The 18,046-nt window shown below is 71.4% G+C and carries 16 protein-coding genes; 8 read left to right on the forward strand and 8 right to left on the reverse strand.

Annotated elements, in window-relative coordinates:
- The first annotated feature begins 2 nt into the window (after positions 1-2).
- Entirely contained in the window at positions 3-1,115 is a 1,113-nt protein-coding gene (locus tag ACZ48Z_RS24060; protein ID WP_468737923.1) for a sensor histidine kinase, read from the forward strand.
- A 132-nt stretch (positions 1,116-1,247) separates the two neighbouring features.
- Here ACZ48Z_RS24060 and ACZ48Z_RS24065 read toward each other — a convergent pair whose 3' ends face one another.
- Genes ACZ48Z_RS24065 through ACZ48Z_RS24075 form a run of 3 tightly spaced genes read right to left on the reverse strand, consistent with a single transcriptional unit; the run spans position 1,248 to position 4,445 of the window.
- Positions 1,248-2,249, reverse strand: a complete 1,002-nt coding sequence (locus ACZ48Z_RS24065; RefSeq protein ID WP_468737924.1) for an NAD-dependent epimerase/dehydratase family protein — start codon at positions 2,247-2,249, stop codon at positions 1,248-1,250.
- Between the two features lie 52 nt (positions 2,250-2,301).
- Positions 2,302-3,717, reverse strand: a complete 1,416-nt coding sequence (locus ACZ48Z_RS24070; protein WP_468738047.1) for a sensor histidine kinase — start codon at positions 3,715-3,717, stop codon at positions 2,302-2,304.
- A 38-nt stretch (positions 3,718-3,755) separates the two neighbouring features.
- A complete protein-coding gene (locus ACZ48Z_RS24075; protein ID WP_468737925.1) occupies positions 3,756-4,445 on the reverse strand; it encodes a response regulator transcription factor in 690 nt (229 codons plus the stop codon).
- Between the two features lie 149 nt (positions 4,446-4,594).
- Between ACZ48Z_RS24075 and ACZ48Z_RS24080 the strand changes: the two genes are divergently transcribed.
- From ACZ48Z_RS24080 to ACZ48Z_RS24090, 3 genes are read left to right on the forward strand one after another with little or no spacing between them, the layout of a single operon-like run.
- The gene (locus ACZ48Z_RS24080) at positions 4,595-5,935 is read left to right on the forward strand and encodes a ferredoxin reductase family protein (RefSeq protein WP_468737926.1); all 1,341 of its coding nucleotides are present in this window, start codon (positions 4,595-4,597) and stop codon (positions 5,933-5,935) included.
- 10 nt (positions 5,936-5,945) lie between these two features.
- A complete protein-coding gene (locus ACZ48Z_RS24085) occupies positions 5,946-6,653 on the forward strand; it encodes an FMN-binding protein (protein WP_468737927.1) in 708 nt (235 codons plus the stop codon).
- Positions 6,654-6,661: 8 nt separating this feature from the next.
- Positions 6,662-7,384: an FAD:protein FMN transferase gene (locus ACZ48Z_RS24090; RefSeq protein WP_468737928.1), complete on the forward strand. Its 723-nt coding sequence runs from the start codon at positions 6,662-6,664 to the stop codon at positions 7,382-7,384.
- 78 nt (positions 7,385-7,462) lie between these two features.
- Here the strand turns inward: ACZ48Z_RS24090 and ACZ48Z_RS24095 are convergent, their stop codons facing one another.
- Positions 7,463-9,520 carry a mannosyltransferase YkcB-related protein gene (locus ACZ48Z_RS24095; RefSeq protein WP_468737929.1) on the reverse strand — a complete coding sequence of 686 codons (2,058 nt, stop codon included), beginning with the start codon at positions 9,518-9,520 and terminating at the stop codon, positions 7,463-7,465.
- A 279-nt stretch (positions 9,521-9,799) separates the two neighbouring features.
- Between ACZ48Z_RS24095 and ACZ48Z_RS24100 the strand changes: the two genes are divergently transcribed.
- From ACZ48Z_RS24100 to ACZ48Z_RS24110, 3 genes are read left to right on the forward strand one after another with little or no spacing between them, the layout of a single operon-like run.
- Positions 9,800-10,942, forward strand: a complete 1,143-nt coding sequence (locus ACZ48Z_RS24100) for an ABC transporter ATP-binding protein (protein WP_468737930.1) — start codon at positions 9,800-9,802, stop codon at positions 10,940-10,942.
- Positions 10,939-11,646 carry an ABC transporter permease gene (locus ACZ48Z_RS24105; protein WP_468737931.1) on the forward strand — a complete coding sequence of 236 codons (708 nt, stop codon included), beginning with the start codon at positions 10,939-10,941 and terminating at the stop codon, positions 11,644-11,646. The genes ACZ48Z_RS24100 and ACZ48Z_RS24105 overlap by 4 nt, the downstream gene beginning before the upstream one ends.
- Complete coding sequence (locus ACZ48Z_RS24110; protein ID WP_468737932.1) at positions 11,643-12,311, forward strand: ABC transporter permease; 669 nt, start codon at positions 11,643-11,645, stop codon at positions 12,309-12,311. Before ACZ48Z_RS24105 ends, ACZ48Z_RS24110 begins: the two co-directional genes overlap by 4 nt.
- A gap of 32 nt (positions 12,312-12,343) precedes the next feature.
- Here the strand turns inward: ACZ48Z_RS24110 and ACZ48Z_RS24115 are convergent, their stop codons facing one another.
- The 4 genes from ACZ48Z_RS24115 to ACZ48Z_RS24130 are packed head-to-tail and all read right to left on the reverse strand — an operon-like array spanning position 12,344 to position 16,604.
- The gene (locus tag ACZ48Z_RS24115; RefSeq protein ID WP_468737933.1) at positions 12,344-12,946 is read right to left on the reverse strand and encodes a GTP-binding protein; all 603 of its coding nucleotides are present in this window, start codon (positions 12,944-12,946) and stop codon (positions 12,344-12,346) included.
- The gene (locus ACZ48Z_RS24120) at positions 12,933-13,382 is read right to left on the reverse strand and encodes a DUF742 domain-containing protein (protein WP_468737934.1); all 450 of its coding nucleotides are present in this window, start codon (positions 13,380-13,382) and stop codon (positions 12,933-12,935) included. The genes ACZ48Z_RS24115 and ACZ48Z_RS24120 overlap by 14 nt, the downstream gene beginning before the upstream one ends.
- A gap of 37 nt (positions 13,383-13,419) precedes the next feature.
- A complete protein-coding gene (locus ACZ48Z_RS24125; protein ID WP_328751262.1) occupies positions 13,420-13,896 on the reverse strand; it encodes a roadblock/LC7 domain-containing protein in 477 nt (158 codons plus the stop codon).
- Entirely contained in the window at positions 13,893-16,604 is a 2,712-nt protein-coding gene (locus ACZ48Z_RS24130) for a sensor histidine kinase (RefSeq protein ID WP_468737935.1), read from the reverse strand. Before ACZ48Z_RS24130 ends, ACZ48Z_RS24125 begins: the two co-directional genes overlap by 4 nt.
- Before the next feature lie 369 nt (positions 16,605-16,973).
- Here ACZ48Z_RS24130 and ACZ48Z_RS24135 point away from each other — a divergent pair, with 369 nt between their 5' ends.
- On the forward strand, positions 16,974-17,939 hold the full coding sequence (locus tag ACZ48Z_RS24135; RefSeq protein ID WP_468737936.1) for an ABC transporter substrate-binding protein: 966 nt from the start codon (positions 16,974-16,976) through the stop codon (positions 17,937-17,939).
- Positions 17,940-18,046 lie beyond the last annotated feature (107 nt).

Below are 18,046 nucleotides of genomic sequence, written 5' to 3' on the forward strand. Positions count from 1 at the left end.
CCATGCGCGACACCCTCCTCATCGCCCTCTACTCCTTCCTCGGCGCCGTCGCGGCCGGCCTCCTCGGCGCCTTCGTGCTGCTGCTGATCCGGCGCCGTTCGCTCGCCCTGCACCTCACCGTGGTCGCCGCCGTCGCGGTCACCGCGATGCTCGCGGGCACCCTCGCGGTCGCCCAGGCGATGTTCCTGTCGGGGCACGACCTGAGCGTCGTGTGGACGGTCGTCCTGATGGCCGCCGTCGTCTCCCTCGTCACCGCCCTGCTGCTGGGCCGCTGGGTCGCCGCCCGCAGCCGGGCCCTCGCGCTCGCCGCCCGCTCCTTCGGCGACGGCGGCGACTTCACCTCGCCCGGCGGTGCCACGACCGCCGAACTCACCTACCTGAGCCGCGAGTTGGAGGCGACCAGCGCCAAGCTCGCCGAGTCCAGGGAGCGGGAACGCGCCCTGGAGTCGTCCCGGCGTGAACTCGTCGCCTGGATCTCCCACGACCTGCGCACCCCCCTCGCCGGGCTGCGCGCGATGTCCGAGGCCCTTGAGGACGGCGTCGCCGCCGACCCCGCCCGCTATCTGCGGCAGATCCGCACCGAGGTCGAGCGCCTCAACGACATGGTCGGCGACCTCTTCGAGCTCTCCCGCATCCACGCGGGGGCGCTGGCGCTCAGCCCGAGCCGGATCTCCCTGTACGACCTCGTCTCGGACGCGCTCGCCGGCGTCGACCCGCTGGCACGCGAGCACGGCGTACGGCTGGTCGGCGACCGGGTGGCGGCCGTGCCGGTCGAGGTGGACGGCAAGGAGATGAGCCGGGTCCTGGGCAACCTGCTCGTCAACGCGATCCGCCGCACACCGGCCGACGGCACGGTCGCGATCGCCGCCGAGCACCGCGCCGAGGAGGTCGTCCTGTCCGTCACGGACGGCTGCGGAGGCATCCCCGAGGAGGACCTGCCCCGCGTCTTCGACACCGGCTGGCGCGGCACGCACGCACGGACACCGCCCGCCGGAGCGGGACTCGGGCTCGCCATCGTCCGGGGCATCGTCGAGGCCCACGAGGGCCGGGCCACCGTACGCAACGTGCCCGGCGGCTGCCGCTTCGAGGTACTGCTCCCGGCGACGGTTTCCTGAGCGCTGCTCGCCGGGCGAGATGCCTCCTTGGCCGCTCCCGCAGCCAGGGCGGCGCGGCCGGAGGCGCTCTGCAAAGGTGATGCCGCCCGCGGCCGCTTTCTTTCGCGGGCGGCACCACCGGTCCACCGCGGGCTACGCGTCCCTCATCCCCGCGCCCGCGAACTCCCGCATTCCCTCGGCGAATCCGACCTCCGCCTTCCACCCCAGCTGCGCCCGCAGCCGCGCCGAGTCCGCCGTGATGTGCCGTACGTCCCCGAGGCGGTACTCCCCGGTGACCACCGGGGCGGGTCCGCCGTACGCGTCCGCCAGCGCCCGTGCCATCTCGCCGACCGTGTGCGGCTCGCCGCTGCCGGTGTTGTACGAGGTGAGCGCGCCCGTGGGTGAACTCGCCTCCAGCGCCGCCACATTGGCCGCGGCCACGTCCCGTACGTGCACGAAGTCCCGCCGCTGGCCGCCGTCCTCGTAGACGCGGGGTGCCTCGCCGCGGGCGAGTGCCGAGCGGAAGAAGGAGGCGACACCGGCGTACGGGGTGTCGCGGGGCATGCCCGGGCCGTACACGTTGTGGTAGCGCAGCGCCACCGCCGTACCGCCCGTGGCCCGTGCCCAGGCCGCCGCCAGGTGCTCCTGGGTGAGCTTGGTCGTGGCGTACACGTTCCGCGGGTCGACCGGGGCGTCCTCGCCGACCAGACCGGGGGAGAGGTCCGCGCCGCACTGCGGGCACGGCGGCTCGAAGCGCCCCGCGTCCAGGTCGGCGACGGTTCGCGGGCCCGGCCGTACGGTTCCGTGCCGGGCGCAGGTGTAGCGGCCCTCGCCGTACACCACCATCGACCCGGCGAGCACGAGCCGCCGTACCCCCGCCTCCGCCATCGCGGCTAGCAGGACCGCCGTACCGACGTCGTTGTGGGAGACGTACCGCGGGGCGTCGGCGAAGTCCACGCCCAGGCCGACCATCGCCGCCTGGTGGCACACCGCGTCCACGCCGGCCAGGGCGCGCCGGACGGCGTCGGGGTCCCGGACGTCGCACGCCGGGTCGGTGCGGACGTCGTACCCGACGGCCTCGTGACCGTGCGCCGTGAGCGCCTCGACGATCGGGGACCCGATGAAACCGGCGCTGCCGGTGACCAGTACGCGCATGTGCCCAAGCTAGGGCGCGGACCGGCCCGGACGCCCGGTCCGCGCCGTCACGTCACGGCTTCGTAAGACTCAGCGGGAGCGACACCGTGAACACCGTCGCGCCGGGCTCGCTGTCCAGCTCGATCGAGCCGCCGTGGGCCCGGACCAGGGAGACGGCCACCGCGAGGCCGAGGCCGCTGCCGCCCCGGTCCCGGCTGCGGGCCTTGTCGACGCGGTAGAAGCGGTCGAAGACCCGCTCCTGGTCGGCGGCCGGGATGCCGGGGCCCGCGTCGGCGATCCGTACCCGCGCGTGCCCGTCCCGCACCCGAACGCCGACCGACACCCCGGTGCCCGGCGGGGTGTGCACGGCCGCGTTGGTGAGGAGGTTGTCGAGGACCTGCCGGACGCGCTGCGGGTCGAGCCGCAGCTTCAGGGCCTGGGGGCCCGGCGTCACCGTCAGCGGATGGTCCGGGTGGCTCGCGCGCAAGGCGTCGGCCGCCTGCTCCACCAGCTCGACCAGGTCCACCTCGACGGGCCTGAGCGGGGTCTCCACCTCCGCCGCGTCCAGTCGGGCGAGCAGCAGCAGGTCGTCCAGGAGGAAGCCCATGCGGGCGGCCTCGGCACGCAGCCGGGCCAGGTGCCTGTCGCGCTCCTCGGGGGCGTTCGCGGCGGCGTACTGGAAGAGGTCCGCGTAGCCCCGCACGGACATCAAGGGCGTGCGCAGTTCGTGCGAGGCGTCCGCGACGAACCGGCGCAGCCGCTGCTCGGCCTCCGCGCGGACCGCGAGGGAGTCGTCGATGTGCTCCAGCATGGTGTTGAACGCGGTCCGCAGTTCCTCGACCTCCGGACCGCCGCCCCGTTTGTCCGCGCGCAGCGGCAGCCGGGACGCCGTCTCGGTGAGGTCGTGCAGGGCGATGCCGTGCGCGGTGTGCGCCATGTCGCTCAGCGGCTTCAGCCCGCGCCGCAGCAGCTTGCGGCCGATCACCACCAGCACCAGCAGGGCCAGCCCGAAGCCGACGACCTGGACCGTGATGAGCCGCCGTACGGTCGCGTCGATGTCGTCCATGGGAGCCGCGCTCACCAGGATCACCCCGGGCTCGACCTCGCAGGCCCGCAGCCGGTAGTCGCCCTGGCCCCGGAGGTGCTCGGTGGCCAGCACCTCGGTGTGCGCGACCGTCTGCGCCTTCGCCACGCTGGTGAACTCGTCGACGTCCGTCGGCAGGTCGGTGGGATCCTCGGGCTTGCGCAGCTCGGGGACGCCGTTCTTGACGTCGTACACCGCGTAGTACCAGGCCCAGTACTTCTTGCCGGCCAGCGTGCCGGAGTCCGCGATGCTCTTCGACTGGGCGGTCTGCGCGAGCGACAGCTGGTCGTTGAGCTGCGCCGACAGATAGTCCCGCATGTACGTCGTCAGGGCCGTGCCGACGACGCCGAACACCACCAGGGCCAGCGCCCCGAGCCCCAGCGCGAGGCGGGTGCCCAGCCGCATCCGCCGGTAGGTGGAGCGCAGCCGGCCGAGAAGGGACCTCACTCGGCCGCCTGCCGGATCACGTACCCGAAGCCCCGCACGGTCTGGATCAGCGGCTCGCCCGTGTCGTCGAGCTTGCGGCGCAGCCTGCTGACGACCAGCTCGACGACGTTGGAGCGCCCGCCGAAGCCGTACTCCCACACATGGTCGAGGATCTGCGCCTTGGTCAGCACGGTCGGCGACTTGCGCATCAGGTACCTGAGCACCTCGTACTCGGTCGGGGTGAGCGTGAGCAGTTTGTCGCCGCGGCGCACCTCGCGGGTGTCCTCGTCCATCGTGAGGTCGGCGACCTGGAGCACCGAGCGCTGGAAGCCGGGTCCGGTGCTGCGCCGCAGCACCGTCCGCAGCCTGGCCATGAGCTCCTCCACGGCGAACGGCTTGACCAGGTAGTCGTCTCCGCCCCTGGTCAGCCCGGCCACCCGGTCGGCGACCGCGTCCCGCGCGGTGAGGAACACCACGGGCACCATCGTCCCCGAGCGCCGCAGCCGGTCCAGGACGCCGAACCCGTCGATGTCGGGCAGCATGAGGTCGAGCACGACGATGTCGGGACGGAACTCCGCGGCGCGGCTCAGTGCCTCCTCGCCGGAGTTCGCGGTGACCGCCTCCCAGCCCTCGTAGCGGGCGACCGTCGCCACGAGATCGGCGATCGGCGGGTCGTCGTCCACGACGAGGAGTCGTACTTTTTCCACCTGCTCATAGTGCTTCACGGCGAGCGGAAAACCAGAGCGGGGTGGCCCCCGGGAGCACATCGATAAGCTCTTGAAAGTTGTACGACAGTGAATCGACAGCTCCCGCCGGAGAAGCTCGGTTACCCAGGCCCCCATCAAGGAGCTAGTCCGTGACGACCGTCCAATCGCCCCCTGCGCCCCCCACGGCGATAAAACGCCCCAGGGTGGTGGCCCGCACCGGGCTCTACGCCGTGCTGGCCGCCAACGCGGCGGTGGTCGCCTGGTTCTTCACCCAGGCGGGCTTCGCCTCCAACGCGCTCATCGTGCTCGGCCGCCTCACCGGCCTGTACGCCGCCCTCGTGATGGCCTTCCAGCTGGTCCTCGTGGCCCGTCTGCCCTGGCTCGACCGCCGCATCGGCATGGACCGGCTCACCTCCTGGCACCGCTGGACCGGCTTCGCCCTCCTGTGGACGCTCCTCGCGCACGTCGTCTTCATCAGCTTCGGCTACGCCGACGGCACCGACGTGGGCCCGATCGGCGAGATCGTCGACCTGGCGGAAACCACCGAGGGCGTGCTGCGCGCGGTCGTCGCGTTCTTCCTGATCCTCGTGATCGGCGCGGTCTCCGCCCGCTACGCCCGGCGCCGCCTCGCCTACGAGACCTGGCACTTCATCCACCTGTACACGTACGTCGCCGTGGTCCTGGCCTTCACCCACCAGGTCTCCGTCGGTACGACCTTCACGTCCTCGTCCGTCGCCACGGCCTACTGGTACGGCGTCTGGGGCGTCGCCCTCGGCTCGGTCGTCCTGGGCCGCGCGGTGCTCCCGCTGTGGCGGAACTGGCGCCACCAGTTCCGGGTCACCGCAGTCGTCCCCGAGAGCGACAACGTCGTCTCCGTCTACATCAGCGGCAAGGACCTCGACCAACTGCCCGCCCGCGCAGGCCAGTTCTTCCTGTGGCGCTTCCTGACCGCCGACCGCTGGTGGCAGGCCAACCCCTTCTCGCTGTCCGCCGCCCCCGACGGCAGGACACTGCGCCTGACCGCCAAGGCCGCCGGCGAGGGCAGCGCCGCCCTGCGCCACCTCAAGGTCGGCACCCGTGTCTTCGCCGAGGGCCCCTACGGCGCCTTCACCGCCCTGCACCGCACCCGCCCCGAGTCCGTCCTGATCGCCGGCGGTGTCGGCGTCACCCCCATCCGGGCCCTCCTGGAGGAACTGCACGGCCACGCCGTCGTCATCTACCGCGTCGGCTCCGACCGGGACGCCGTCCTCTACGACGAGCTGCGCGACCTGGCGATCACCAAGGGCGCCGAACTCCACCTGGTCACCGGCCCGCCGGTGCCCGACAAGCTGGCGGCGGGCGAGCTGGCACGGCTCGTGCCCGACATCGCCGACCGGGACGTCTTCCTGTGCGGACCGCCCCCGATGATGAACGCCGTGCTGGGCAGCCTGCGGGAGCTGAACGTGCCCAAGGCGCAGACCCATTTCGAGCGCTTCAGCCTGGCGGGATGAGGAAGACACCGTGAAACGAGCCATACCTGTCGTCGTCCTGAGCATCGCGGGCCTGGTCCCCGTGTGGCTCTACCAGCCGTCGGCCGCCACCTCCACCGTCCCGACCACCACCCCGGCCCCCTCGTCGTCCTCCTCCGGGACGTCCGGTACGAACGTGGTCACCACCACGACCATCGACACGGAGAAGGGCCCCGTCCAGCTCCAGGTGACCTTCACCGGCACGAAGATCACCACCGTGAAGACGCTCCAGCAGCCGGACCACCCGCAGACCACCGCGGCCGTGCCGAAGCTGGTCGCGGAGACGCTTCAGGCGCAGAGCGCGGACATCGACACCGTCTCCGGCGCGACGATCACCAGCGAGGCCTACAAGACGTCCCTCCAGGCCGCGATCGACGACAACGCCAAGACGGCGTCCGAGGCCGCTGCGTCCTCCCCGTCCGCCTCCGCGACAGAGCAGTCGTCCAAGACCGTGGACGGCACCGCGGTCGACACGGAGAAGGGCACCGTCCAGGTCCAGGTGACCTTCGAGGGCGACAAGATCAGCGCCGTCCAGATGCTCCAGCAGCCGAACCATCCGCAGACCACCGCGGCCGTGCCGAAGCTGGTCGCGGAGACGCTTCAGGCGCAGAGCGCGGACATCGACACCGTCTCCGGTGCGACCATCACCAGTGACGGCTACAAGGAGTCCCTCCAGGCCGCGATCGACGCGAAGGGCTGATCTCCGCGATGCACCGCGTCGAACACGTCATGGGCTTCCCCGTCTCGCTGCGGGTCGACGACGAGGACGTCCCCGAGTCGGCGGCGGACGCGGCCTTCGCGTGGCTGCGCGAGGCGGACGCCCGGTTCAGCCCGTTCAAGGACGACAGCGAGGTGTCGCGGTACGACCGAGGCGAGCTGTCCTCGGAGGACCTCAGTGCCGACCTGCGCGAGATCCTCGACCTGTGCGAGCACTACCGCAAGGCCACCGGCGGCGCCTTCGACGTACGGCTGCCCGGTCGCCGTCTCGACCCCTGCGCGGTCGTCAAGGGCTGGGCGGTGCAGCGGGCGGCGGACCTGCTGACGGCTTCCGGTGCGACACGGTTCGTCCTGAACGCCGGCGGTGACGTGGTCGCCGCCGGCGGCCCCTGGCGCGTGGGCGTACGGCACCCCGAACACGCCGACAAGCTGTGCACGGTCCTGGAGCTCACCGCCGGGGCGGTCGCCACCTCCGCCCGCTACGAACGCGGCGACCACATCCTCGACGCCCGCACCGGCCGCCCGGCGACGGGCCTGCTCAGCCTGACCGTCGTGGCGGCGACGCTGACGGAGGCCGACTCGGTGGCCACGGCGGCCTTCGCCATGGGCCCCGAGGGCGTCGACTGGGCCGCCGCCCTGCCCGGCTGCGAGGTCTTCGCGGTGGACGCCGGGCGACAAGTGCTGCGTACGCCGGGATTTCCGGCAGCGGCCTGAGGAGATCTGCGACGAGGGCGGGCCGCCGGTGTGTTCACCGGCGGCCCGCCCTCCGTGCACCCGCGCCGCGCGCGCCCGTCAGCCGATGTCGGAGGCGTCCAGGCGGTACAGGCCGCTGTAGGCGGAGACCGCCGTGCCGTTCTTCTTGACCCAGGTGGAGATCTCGGAGTTCGAGGAGCCCTGGCCGGAGTCGCTGACGACGATGTAGTGCAGCTTGCCGGACTTCACCAGGCTCTTGAGCTTGGCGAGGGTCATGGCGTTGTCGGAGCCGGACCAGCCGCCCATGGAGATCACCGGCTCACCGGACTCCAGGATGAGCGAGGAGGCGGTCTGGTCGGTGGCGACGGCGACCAGCCAGGTGGCGCCGTCCTGGTTCTTCTTCAGGTAAGAGATCATCGCGGAGGAGACCTGGGTGTCGCCGCCCATGCCGCCACCCGCGGTCTTCGACTCGGACGCGGCGGCGGACCCCCTCGTCGAGGTTCCGGTCGAGGACCCGCTGCCGGACGGGGCGCTGCCCGACGGGGGCTGTCCGATCGACTGACTGCCGGAGTTCGCGCTGCCGCTCGGGCGCTGGCCTCCGCCGCCCATGCCCCCGCCCATGCCGCCCGTGTTCGGACCGGCCGTCGGGTTGGTGCCGTTGGTGCTGGAGGTGGCCGCAGACACCGAGTACGCGGCGGGACCGGCGAGCAGGGCGACGACCGCGGCCAGTGCCGCGACGCCCATGAGCCGGTGCCGCTTGGTGAACCGGCCGAGCAGCAGCCCGGTCACCGCGACCGCCCCCGCGACCCCGGTCACGACCTCGGCGACCGTGTAGATCGTCCCGGAGCCGGAGACGCGCTGGAGCAGGACGACCGCCCACACCGTGCTGACCGCGATCGCGGCCGGCAGCACCCAGGCCCACTTCGCCGCCGAACCCTCCCGGAAGGCCCGGTAGAGCATCACGCCGCCGATACCGGCCAGGGCCGCGATACCGGGTGCCATGGCGGTGACGTAGTACGGGTGGAAGGTGCCCTCGGCGAGGGCGAAGGTCAGGTAGTGGAGGACGAACCAGCCGCCCCACAGCAGCAGTGCCGCCCGCTTGGCGTCCGTGCGGGGAGCCCGGCCGCGCAGCACCAGACCGGCGATCAGGGCGATCAGGGCGAAGGGGATCAGCCAGGAGATCTGGCCGCCCATGATGCTGTTGAACAGCCGGTACAGGCCCGCCTCACCGCCGAAGCTCGCGCCGTTGCCCTGCGAGCCCACCGAGGAACTCGCCCCGAAGATCCGGCCGAAGCCGTTGTAGCCGATGACGAGGTCCCACACGGTGTTGTCGGTCGAACCGCCGATGTACGGCCGGGAGGACGCGGGGACGAGGTCGACGACCACCATCCACCAGGCGCTGGAGACGACCAGCGCGACGGTGCCGACGGCGAGGTTGCGGATACGGCGGCCGAGCAAGCCCCTGGCCGCCCACAGGTAGACCAGGAAGAAGGCCGGCAGGACGACGTACGCCTGCATCATCTTCGTGTTGAACGCGAAGCCGATCGCGACGCCGGACCACACCAGCGGCATCAGCCGTCCGGTGCGCACGGCCTTCATCAGCGCGGCCGCGCCGAGCAGCATCAGGAAGACCAGGACCGGGTCGGGGTTGGTGTCCCGGGTGATGGCGACGGTGATGGGCGTGAGGGTCAGCGCCAGTGCGGCGATCGTGCCCGCCACGGCCCCGAAGTCCCGCTTGACCATGCGGTACAGCAGGGCCACCGAACCGGTGCCGACCGCGACCATCGGCAGCATCAACTGCCAGGTGCCGTACCCGAGGACCCGGGCCGACAGGCCCATCACCCACAGGGCGAACGGCGGCTTGTCGACCGTGATGAAGCTGCCCGAGTCCAGGGCGCCGAAGAAGAACGCCTTCCAGCTCTTGGTGCCGGACCAGACGGCCGCGTCGTAGAAGGTGTTGCCGGTGATGGACGACAGGTTCCAGGCGTACAGCGCCGTGGCCAGCACCAGGATCGCCCAGAGGGTGGGGCGGGCCCAGCGGGGGTCCTCTGGGGCACCGGTGAACAGCCTGCGCAGCCGGTTGCCCGGGGTGGGCGGCGCGGCCCGGTGTCCGCCGTCCTGGGCGGTCGGCGCGGGCGGTGGGGCGAGGGTCGTCATGGCACGTACTCCAGGTCTCCGAGCGGTGGTTGTGACGACCATCGGGTCCGGTTCTGGGCGGTCCCTGTGGCTTCGCTGAACGAGGGATGAGAATCAGGAGACTCACAGGCAGCCCACAGTTCGCGCTCGCTTCGTCGCCGCCGTGGCCGCTCGCGGGCTTCGAACGGGTGGACGGCCTCCGCGCGACGGCGTAACACAAGCGGTCTAGACTCTGGCGGACGACCTGCTGAGCTGGTCGAAGCGGACAACTTCTGCCAGACCCGAAGGGTATTCGGCGCTTTGATACGGATAGATTCAGTCACCAAGCGGTACCCGGACGGAACGGTGGCGGTCGACCGCCTCTCGTTGGAGATTCCCGATCGCTCGATCACCGTCCTGGTCGGTCCCTCGGGTTGCGGCAAGACGACGACCCTGCGCATGATCAACCGAATGGTCGAACCCAGCGAGGGCACCATCCTGATCGACGGCAAGGACAGCCGGCAGCAGTCGGTCAACACGCTGCGCCGGTCCATGGGCTACGTCATCCAGAACGCCGGGCTCTTCCAGCACCGCACGATCGTCGACAACATCGCCACCGTGCCCCGGATGCTGGGGTGGGGCAAGGACAAGGCGCGGGCGCGGGCACGGGAGCTGATGGAGCGGGTCGGGCTCGACGGCTCGCTCGCCAAGCGGTACCCCTACCAGCTGTCCGGCGGCCAGCAGCAGCGCGTCGGCGTGGCCCGGGCGCTCGCCGCCGACCCGCCGGTCCTGCTGATGGACGAGCCGTTCTCGGCGGTCGACCCCATCGTGCGCAAGGGACTGCAGGACGAACTCCTGCGCATCCAGGGCGAGTTGGGCAAGACCATTGTCTTCGTCACCCACGACATCGACGAGGCCGTCAAGCTCGGCACGATGGTCGCCGTACTGCGCACCGGCGGCAAGCTCGCCCAGTACGCGCCGCCCGCCGACCTGCTCTCCAGTCCCGCCGACGCGTTCGTCGAGGACTTCCTCGGCACCGACCGGGGCGTCCGGCGCCTCTCCTTCTTCTCCTCCGCGGGCCTCGGACTGCTCACCGGACCGGTCGTCGCGGTCGACGCCACCGCCGAGCAGATCGCCACTCGCGGCGCGGCCGAGTCCCCCTACCTCCTCGTCACCGACGTGGACGGCAGGCCCCTCGGATGGAGTGAGCCGCGGAACCTGACCGCCGGCAGCATCGACGCCGGGCGCCTGCTGTCGTACGGGCGGCCCTTCGTCGCCGGTACGGACTCGCTGCGGGCCGCGCTGGACTGCGCGGTGCTCTCGCCCACCGGATGGGCCGTCGGGGTCGACGCCGAGGGGCGGGTCGCCGGGGTGGTCTCCCAGCAGGCCATCGGCGACGCCATCCGCGGCGCGCACCACGAGGAGGGCCGCGACAACGGCACGGCCTCCGAGGCCGCCGGATGAACGGCTTCTTCGACATCCCCAGCGACCTCCAGCACAGCTGGCTCGGTCTGATCGGCCTGCATCTCAGGGAGGCCCTGCTGCCGGTCCTCGTCGGGCTGGTGATCGCGCTGCCGCTGTCCCAGCTGTGCGTGCGCTTCCGCTGGCTGTACCCGCCCGTGCTGTGGGTGACGACCGTGCTCTACGCCATCCCCTCGCTGGCCTTCTTCGTGGTCCTCATCGACTACACCGGCCAGACCGAACTCACGGTGATGATCCCGCTCACCGTCTACACCCTCGTCATCCTGGTCCCGGCGATCGTCGACGGCGTCCGCTCGGTGCCGCAGGAGACCCTGGCCGCCGCGACGGCGATGGGCTTCGGCCCCGTACGCCGTTACGTCCAGGTCCAGTTGCCCATCGCCGTGCCCGCCATCATCGCCGGGCTCAGGGTGGCCACCGTGTCGAGCATCAGCCTGGTCAGCGTCGGCGCCCTCATCGGCAACCAGGGCGCGCTCGGCAACCTGCTCAACGACGCCACCATCTACAACCGGCCCGAACTCGCCTGGAACGCCGTGCTCACCATGGCCGTCCTGGCGCTCCTCGTCGACGGCCTGCTGGTCGCCGTACGGCTGCTGCTGACGCCGTGGATGCCCCGGCGGGCGCACTCGGCACCGAAGGCCGGCCGGCCCGACCCGGCCGCCCTCGCCCTGGAGGACACGGCCCGGTGAACATCCTCAACTTCATCAGCAACTTCTTCAGCGACAGTGCCCACTGGCACGGCTACGACGGCATCCCCACGCGGGTGTGGGAGCACGTTCAGTACACCCTGGAGGCGCTCGCCCTCGCCGCCGCGATCGGGCTGCCCGTCGGCCTGGTCACCGGGCACTACGGACGCGGCGGCAACGCGCTCTCCCTCATCGCGACCGCGGGCCGGGCGCTGCCGACCTTCGGTCTGCTGGTGCTGATGACCCTGTCGCTGGGGTTCGGTCTGATCAACGTGATGATCCCGCTGGTCGTCCTCGCCGTACCGCCGATCCTCGTCACCACCTACGAGGCGATGCGGTCCGTCGACCCCTCGCCGGTGGACGCCGCTCGGGGCATGGGGATGCACGAGGCGGAGATCCTGCTGCGGGTCGAACTGCCCGTCGCCCTCCCGCTGATCCTCGGCGGGCTGCGCTCGGCGGCCATCCAGATCGTCTCCACGGCGACCATCGCGGCGTACGTCTCGCTCGGCGGCCTCGGCCGGTACATCGTGGACGGGCTCTACCAGCGCAACTACGAGAAGGTCGTGGGCGGTGCCGCGCTGGTCGCGCTCATGGCACTGGTGACGCTGGCGGTGTTCTGGCTGATCACCAGGCTCACGGTGTCGCGCGGAGTGCTCAGGGTCAACTGAGCGACGGGCCGGGGGAGTTCCCCCGGCCCTCCTCACGCCCGGGTGCGTGCAAGCGCCTGCTCCAGGACGACCAGCAGGGCGTCCCGCACCGAGCCGCGCTCCCTCGCGTCGAAGACGATCACCGGGATCCGGTCGTTGACGTCGAGGGCCCAGCGGACCTCGTCCAGGGTGTGCTCGACCCTGCCGTCGAAGGCGTTGACGGCGACCGCGAACGGGATCTGCTTGTGCTCGAAGTAGTCGACCGCGGCGTAGCAGTCGTCCAGGCGGCGGGTGTCGACGATGACGAGACCACCGAGGGCCCCCTCGACGATGTCGTCCCACATGAACCCGAAGCGCTCCTGGCCCGGCGTGCCGAACAGGTACAGCTTCAGGGTCGGGTCGACGGTGATGCAGCCGAAGTCCATCGCGACCGTGGTGGTGGTCTTGCGCGGCGTGTGACTGAGGTCGTCCACGCCGGCGGCGACCTCGGTGATGGCGGCCTCGGTGGTCAGCGGCTCGATCTCGGAGATCGAGCCCACGGCGGTGGTCTTGCCCACCCCGAAGCCGCCCGCGATCACCATCTTGACCGGCAGCGGCGGTCGTACGGCGGCGGTCTGCGCGGCCGAGGGCCGGGCAGCCGGATCAGTCGGTGTCACGGAGTACCCCTCGTGAATCGGGGATGGCACGCAGGCCGTCGATGAGCCTGCGCAGGACGGACGCGTCGTGGGTGACGCCGGTGTCGGGCACGTGCACCGTCAGCTGCCCCGCCGTGCGCAGGTCCTCGGCGAGGATCCGGACCACGTTCAGGTGCAGCCGCAGCCGGGCCGCGATCTCCGCGATGGACTGCGGAATCCGGCACGCGGCGACGATGTCGTGCTGTTCGAAGGAGAGCCGGTCGAGCTCGGCGAGCCCCTCGGCGGTGGCCACCACCTGGGTCTCGACGGGCATCGTCCGGCCGGACGGACCGGGTGCCACCCGGCCGGCGGTCACCAGGAACGGCCGTACGGCGGCGACGGGGCCGACCGCCGGGTCCGGGCCCGGTGGTGTGCCGCCGGCCTCGCCTGCACCGCTCTCAGTGCGGCCGTCCGCCATGGCTGTGTGTCTTCCTCTCCGGCCGGGCGGTGCCCGGTCAGCGCTTCGACGCGGCGCCGACGCTGTTCTTCAGTTCGAGCACGAGCTGGGGGTTGAGCGCGCTGCCTGCCCGGTTGGCGAACAGCGTCATCTCGTACGCGATGTTGCCCAGCTTGGCCTCCTTGTCGGTCACGACGCCGAGCACGGCGCCGCTGCCGATCGCGGAGACCAGGACATGGCCGCCCTCCAGATCGATGATGACCTTGTTGAGACCGCCGAGGCCGTAGTTGCCGGAGGCACCGGCGGCCAGGCTCGTGATGCCGGAGACGATCGCGGCGAGGCGTTCGGAGTCCGCGTGCTCGCGTAGTTCCGACACCGCGATGAGCAGCCCGTCCGAGGACACGGCGATGGCGTCGACGACGCCCGCCGTCTCCGTCGCGAAACGGTTCAGCAGCCAGGTGAAGTCGGCTGCGGCGGCCTGCAGGTCGGCGGGCGTGGTGCCTTCCGTAGGCGTGTCACCTGTGGACGTGCTCACTGCTCCGCTCCTTCCGGGGAGTGGTTCTGGTCGTGCGGGGGGTCGGATGCGGTCCGGTGGGATTCCACGTCGGGCTGTTCGGCCCTGTCGGCCTTGAACACCGGTCTGGTGTGGCTGCCGGTCTCGGTGTCCCGGTGTGCGCGCTCCACGGCCGCCTCGAACTCGTCGAGAGCGTCGCGTACGGCGTCCGCGTCGGCGGGCCGGGACGGGGCCGTCTTCTGCACGACGTCCGCACCGAGGGTGGTGCGCAGCGTGGCGCCGCGGACCCGGCGGCGCAGCGGACGGGCGTCGGAGGCATCGCCGTCGGCGCCGGGCGTCCCGGCAACGGGCTCCGGAGCGGACGCCGCGGCCTCGCCGGTGCGGGCCTTCGGGATGAACGGGGCGGCGGCGGGGCCGGGTTCGCTCCCTGGTCCGTCGCCGCCGTCGGCGGCCGCGGCCGCCTGGTCGCGCTGCGGAACGCGGCGGGGCAGCGGAGCGGAGTCGTCGGAGGACGACGCCACGGGGCCGGTCTCGGCAGACTTCGCGAGCACGGCAGCACGGCCGGACTCGCCCTGCGCGGCCGTCACACCCGACCGGACGGGACCGGCGGCAGGCTCCGCGTCCGCGTCCACGGCCCATGACGGTCCGGAACCCGTCCGTGCGCGGGCGGGGCCCGCTGCCGGCTCCGCCGGGGAAGCCGTAAGGGAGCCGGCCGCCGGAGCCTCGGCCACCGGGCTCATCGTGAGCAGCAGGGACGACGGGATCGTCACCTCGGCCGTCACACCGCCGCCGGGGGTGCGGGACAGGGCCACGCCCACCTCCCAGCGGCGCGCCAGCGTGCCGACGACGAAGAGGCCGAGGACCTTCGTCGGTACGAGGTCGAGGCGCTCGCGGCGGATCAGGCGGGCGTTCTCCTCCTCCAGGCGCTCGGCGCTCATGCCGAGACCGTGGTCGGAGATCACGACCAGCGCACCCTCGTGGCTGTCCTTGACGATCACCTCGACGGGGCTTCCCGCGGGGGAGAAGGACACGGCGTTCTCGACGAGTTCGGCCACCATCAGGGTGAGGTCGCCGATGATGTCGGGCTCGACCATGACCTCCGTGCCGGCCTGCAGGGACACCCGCCGGAAGCCCTCGATCTGCCCGAGCGCGGCCCGGACGACGTTGGTGAGCGCGAGCGGCCCGGAGTCGAGGACCGTCTCGCGGATGCCGGCGAGCAGCATCAGGCTGTCGGCGTTGCGGCGCAGACGTACGGCGATGTGGTCGATGCTGTAGAGGCGTTCCAGGAGCGCGGGGTCCGTCTCGCCGCGCTCGACCGCGTCGATCAGCGCCAGCTGGCGTGTGGTCAGGTTGCTCACCCGGCGGCCCACGTTGCCGAACATCTCGGCGACGTTGCGGCGGCTGAGGACCTGCCGTTCGAGGAGGGCCACCGCGGTGGTCTGCACCTGGTTGAACACGTCGGCGAGGTCACCGATCTCGTCCTTCGCGGTGACCGGCATCTCCTGGAGCCGCGGCGTCCCGGTGTCCTCGGTGTCGTCGTCGGCGACGCGCGCCAGCTCACGGCCGGCCACGTCGGCGACCTGCTTGGCGGCACCGGTCAGGGCCTGCACCGGGCGGATCACGGAGCGTCGGACGGCGACGGAGAAGGCGAGCCACAGCACGAAGCCCAGCAGGGCGGCCCCGAGCAGCCAGGCGGCGTTCGAACGGGCGCTGCGGGAGGCGGCGTCGGCGCGGTCGGCGATCTGGTCGATGAGCGAGGTGGTGGTCTTCAGCCGGGTCCGGGCCTGCGCGCGGTAGTCGGGATAGGAGTCGAGCGCCGTCTGGAACGCCTGCTTGATCTCGGCGTTCGAGCCCGCCTGCAGCGCGCTGGGGTCGATCTGCAGCTCGGCGTACTGCCGGGAGATCGCCGCCTGGGCGCTGTTGTGCTCGATGTCGCCGAGTTCCTGGGCCTGTTCCTCGCTGGCGAACCGGCCGAAGCGGTCGGCCTGGTGGGTGTACTCGTCGTAGGAGCCGATCGCGCCGATCAGCTCGATGAGGGCGTTGGAGTCGCCGGTCGTCGCGGAGAAGACACCGGTCTCGAAGGAACCGTGCGCGGCGTCGGCACGCAGCAGCGAGTCGAGCAGGTTGCCGGTGAAGGTGGCCGCGAGCGAGGGGTTGCGGTCGAGTCCGAGGCCGTCGATGAGGCCCTGGGCGGCATCGCTGTAGGCCGGGTCGATGTTGTCGGCGGGGAGGTAGGCCTTCTCGATGGTGCTGCGCAGGTCCTGCAGGCCGTTGACCTCGCGCAGGGCCTGGGCCTCGTCGTACGGGAGCCGGTCGCCGAAGGTCACGCGGACCTTCTCGACCTGGTCGTCGACGGCGGTCTGGGCCGCGCGGTAGGCGGTCTGCGAGGGGGCGTGGCCGTCCCAGGTGGACTGGTGGCGCACGGAGAGCAGGACGGCCTGCTGGTGCTCGGCCTCCAACTGCCCCACCAGCTTGGCGACCTGGGCGCTGTCACGCACCAGCTGGGCCGCGTCCGAGGCGTCGGTGGACTGGCCGACCTGGTCGGCGAAGAGGTACGCCAGCAGCGCGGCGACCACCGCGAGCGGCACACCCACCAGGATGTTCAGCTTGCGCCGGAAGGGCCAGCGCTCGGCGAAGTCCCGGATGCCCCGGATGCGACTGCCACGGGTGCCGCCCCGGGCCGGCGACGGTGCCGACCGGGTGGACGCGCCCACCTCGTTCGTGGACACCAGCCCTCCTTCGTGGGTGTCTCGGTCGGCGTACAAGAACGCACATCACCGATTCTGATCGCTGCGGGACGGTGCACAGGGACACCTGAGTGGCTCCCGCACGCCTGTGTGACCGGCGCCAACTTCGGCGAGACTACAGCCTCTTCGGACAGCGCTTCCTGCCACCCCGAGTCAAGAATCCGTTACAACCCGAGCGGCACCCGGCGCGCCGCTTTCGCGCTTCCTTCACAACGGACTACGGATGGACGCCAATTGTGACCAGGCCGGTCTTGACTGACCGAGAACTGGCTGGATTGGATCAGTGCAAGGGCTTCCTCCCTAGAACGCCCTTGAACCACCTTGCATCCCCTGAGTTCCGGAACGGGAATCGTGACTTCTACCGCCGCACACCGCAGGCCCCTCAGGAAGAACCCCGGCGTGGCCGCCCTCGCGCTCGCCGCCACCACGGTCCTGCTGGCGGGATGCGGGTCCTCCGACAAGAGCTCCGACCCGCTCTCCGAGGACACCGCAGCCGCGGGCAGCGGCGACACCGTCGTCGTCGGCTCCAACAACTTCGCCGAGAGCATCCTGCTCGCCGACATCTACGGCGAGGCCCTGAAGGCCAAGGGTGTCAAGGTCACCTACAAGCCCAACATCGGCAGCCGTGAGACCACCTACGGCCTGCTGAAGAACGGCTCCATCACCGTCCTGCCCGAGTACAACGGCTCGCTGCTGGCGTACCTGGACAAGGACGCCAAGCAGGAGTCGGCCGAGGGCGTGAACGCCGCGGCCAAGGCCAAGCTCGACTCCAAGCTGACGCTGCTCGACTCCGCGCCGGCGGAGGACAAGGACTCGGTCACCCTCAACGCCGAAACCGCGAAGAAGTACAGCCTGACCGGCGAATCCACCCTCGCCGACCTCAAGGCCGTCGCCGGCGACCTGGTCATCGGCGGCTCGCCGGAGTTCCAGACCCGCCAGCAGGGTCTGCTCGGCCTGGAGTCCGAGTACGGCCTGAAGTTCAAGTCCTTCAAGGCGCTCGACGCGGGCGGTCCGCTGACCCAGGCGGCGCTGAAGAAGAACACCGTGCAGGCCGCGGACCTCTTCACGACCGACCCGACCATCATCAAGGAGAAGTTCGTCGTCCTCCAGGACCCCAAGAACCTCTTCGGCTTCGCGAACGTGACCCCGCTCGTCTACAAGTCGGGTGTCTCCGCGGACGGCGTGGCCGCGCTCAACGCGGTCTCCGCCAAGCTGGACACCAAGGCGCTCCTCGAGATGGACACCCAGGTCCAGCTGGACAACAAGGACCCGCTGGACGTGGCGAAGGCCTGGCTGAAGACGAACGGCCTCGGCTGACCCACGCGCACCCACTGAGGAACCGGCGCGGGCACCCGCCTTCACGGGGGAGGCCCGCGCCGTTCTCACGAGGTCACATCGGCCGCCACCGTCCCGGGCCACGTGGG

The organism is Streptomyces sp. NPDC031225, assembly GCF_055570355.1.

What these genes read in the sequence shown, in the direction of transcription:
- ACZ48Z_RS24065 (WP_468737924.1), bottom strand. Translation starts at nt 2,249, where the DNA reads ATGCGCGTACTGGTCACCGGCAGCGCCGGTTTCATCGGGTCCCCGATC.
- ACZ48Z_RS24060 (WP_468737923.1), top strand. Translation starts at nt 3, where the DNA reads ATGCGCGACACCCTCCTCATCGCCCTCTACTCCTTCCTCGGCGCCGTC.
- ACZ48Z_RS24120 (WP_468737934.1), bottom strand. Translation starts at nt 13,382, where the DNA reads ATGGCGGACGGCCGCACTGAGAGCGGTGCAGGCGAGGCCGGCGGCACA.
- ACZ48Z_RS24095 (WP_468737929.1), bottom strand. Translation starts at nt 9,520, where the DNA reads ATGACGACCCTCGCCCCACCGCCCGCGCCGACCGCCCAGGACGGCGGA.
- ACZ48Z_RS24105 (WP_468737931.1), top strand. Translation starts at nt 10,939, where the DNA reads ATGAACGGCTTCTTCGACATCCCCAGCGACCTCCAGCACAGCTGGCTC.
- ACZ48Z_RS24090 (WP_468737928.1), top strand. Translation starts at nt 6,662, where the DNA reads ATGCACCGCGTCGAACACGTCATGGGCTTCCCCGTCTCGCTGCGGGTC.
- ACZ48Z_RS24070 (WP_468738047.1), bottom strand. Translation starts at nt 3,717, where the DNA reads ATGCGGCTGGGCACCCGCCTCGCGCTGGGGCTCGGGGCGCTGGCCCTG.